Origin of the sequence: Vibrio sp. Isolate34 (assembly GCF_022397915.1) — a bacterium.
In the GTDB taxonomy this organism is placed as follows: domain Bacteria; phylum Pseudomonadota; class Gammaproteobacteria; order Enterobacterales; family Vibrionaceae; genus Vibrio.
This window is the reverse complement of record NZ_JAKEUO010000048.1, coordinates 1-2188: the sequence shown is the minus strand read 5'-3', so window position 1 is coordinate 2188 and position 2188 is coordinate 1. Positions and strand designations below refer to the sequence as shown.

The window sequence follows — 2188 nt, the reverse complement described above, 5'->3', positions numbered from 1 at the left end:
CTGTTAGCAGTGAACACCCAATGACCATTGGCATTAATGGTTAAGTCGCCATGGGTGCCCGAGATCGAATCAGGGGTAAAGGCATTATCTGGGTTATCGACATCGGTGCTGGTTAGGATGCCAGAGGTGGTGATTGCGGAGTCCGTTTCATCGACGGCGACAGTTGCACTGCTGACTTTCGCAGCATCATTAGTACCGTTAATGGTCACTTTAATTGTTGACTGAGTGCCATCGACAGACGTTACCGTAAAGGTCTCTTCGACCTTGTCACCAATATTAAGTTGGTTAAAGGCGCTGTTAGCGGTGAATACCCAATGACCATTAGCATCGATGGTTAAGTCACCATGAGTCCCTGTGATCGAATCTGGCGTAAACGCGTTGTCAGGGTTATCGACATCGGTGCTGGTTAGGGTGCCCGAGGTGGTGACGGCTTTATCCGTTTCATCAACGGCGACAGTTGCACTGCTGACTTTCGCAGCATCATTAGTACCGTTAATGGTCACTTTAATTGTTGACTGAGTGCTATCGACAGAGGTGACCGTAAATGTCTCTTCGACTTTGTCGCCAACGTTCAGTTGGTTGAACGCGCTGTTAGCGGTGAACACCCAATGACCATGGGCATCAATGGTTAAGTCGCCATGGGTGCCCGAGATCGAATCAGGGGTAAAGGCATTATCTGGGTTATCGACATCGGTGCTGGTTAGGGTGCCCGAGGTGGTGACGGCTTTATCCGTTTCATCAACCGCCACAGTCGCGCTGCTGACCGTAGCTGCATCATTGGTGCCGTTGATGGTCACTTTAATTGTTGACTGAGTGCCATCGACAGACGTTACCGTAAAGGTCTCTTCGACTTTGTCGCCAACGTTCAGTTGGTTGAACGCGCTGTTAGCGGTGAACACCCAATGACCATGGGCATCAATGGTTAAGTCGCCATGGGTGCCCGAGATCGAATCAGGGGTAAAGGCATTATCTGGGTTATCGACATCGGTGCTGGTTAGGGTACCAGAGGTGGTGATTGCGGAGTCCGTTTCATCAACAGTCACCGTCGCACTGCTTACACTAGCTGCATCATTAAATATTAAGTTGGTTAAAGGCGCTGTTAGCGGTGAATACCCAATGACCATTAGCATCGATGGTTAAGTCACCATGAGTCCCTGTGATCGAATCTGGCGTAAACGCGTTGTCAGGGTTATCGACATCGGTGCTGGTTAGGGTGCCCGAGGTGGTGACGGCTTTATCCGTTTCATCAACCGCCACAGTCGCGCTGCTGACCGTAGCTGCATCATTGGTGCCGTTGATGGTCACTTTAATGGTGGATGGAGTGCCATCGACAGAGGTGACCGTAAATGTTTCTTCGACTTTATCGCCAACGTTGAGTTGGTTGAATGCGCTGTTGGCGGTGAATACCCAATGACCGTTGGCATCAATGGTCAAATCACCGTTGGTACCGTGCTGAGTTGAAGCAGTAAAGGCATTGTCTGGGTTATCGACATCGGTGCTGGTTAGGGTGCCCGAGGTGGTGATTGCCGTGTCTGTTTCATCGATAGCCTGTTTCATCGATAGCCACAGTCTCACTGCTGATGGTCGCCGCATCGTTGGTGCCATTGATGGTGACCTTAATGGTCGATGGTGTGCCGTCAACTGAAGACACAGTGAAAGTCTCTTCAACCTTGTCACCAATATTAAGTTGGTTAAAGGTGCTGTTAGCAGTGAACGTCCAATGACCATTGGCGTCCATGGTTAGGTTACCGTTTGTGCCTCTGATCGCATCAGGAGTGAAGGCATTATCCGGATTGTCGACATCGGTACTGGTTAACGTGCCTGAAGTGGTAATGGCCGTATCGGTTTCATCTACCGCAACAGTGGCCGTGCTAACCGTCGCTTTATCATTGGTGCCATTAATCGTGACCTTAATGGTCGATGGTGTGCCATCAACAGACGAGCTGTCGCTGGTATCTTCTTCTTGATCGCGGACATTCAATTGACTAAATATGCTGTTGGCGGTGAACACCCCATGACCATGGGCATCAATGGTTAGGTCGCCGTTTGTACCTGTGATCGAATCCGGGGTGAAGGCGTTATCCGGGTTATCAACGTCGGTGCTGGTTAGGGTACCTGAAGTTGTTATTGCTGAGTCAGTTTCACCAACAGACACTGTCGCACTGCTGACGGTCGCCGCATCGTTGGT

The 2188-nt window shown here is 50.3% G+C and carries 3 protein-coding genes; all 3 read right to left on the bottom strand.

The features are described 5' to 3' along the window. A partial coding sequence (locus L1D22_RS22060; RefSeq protein ID WP_239831227.1) for a VCBS domain-containing protein occupies positions 1-1130 on the bottom strand: 1130 nt, incomplete at its 3' end. After that, positions 1072-1557, bottom strand: a complete 486-nt coding sequence (locus L1D22_RS22055; RefSeq protein WP_239831226.1) for a VCBS domain-containing protein — start codon at positions 1555-1557, stop codon at positions 1072-1074. The genes L1D22_RS22055 and L1D22_RS22060, both read right to left, overlap by 59 nt. After that, positions 1538-2188 (bottom strand): VCBS domain-containing protein (locus tag L1D22_RS22050; protein WP_239831225.1); only part of this gene is annotated, 651 nt, incomplete at its 5' end. The genes L1D22_RS22055 and L1D22_RS22050, both read right to left, overlap by 20 nt.

Coding starts and splice junctions, on each gene's coding strand:
- L1D22_RS22055 (WP_239831226.1), bottom strand. CDS start 1,557: ATGAAACAGGCTATCGATGAAACAGACACGGCAATCACCACCTCGGGC.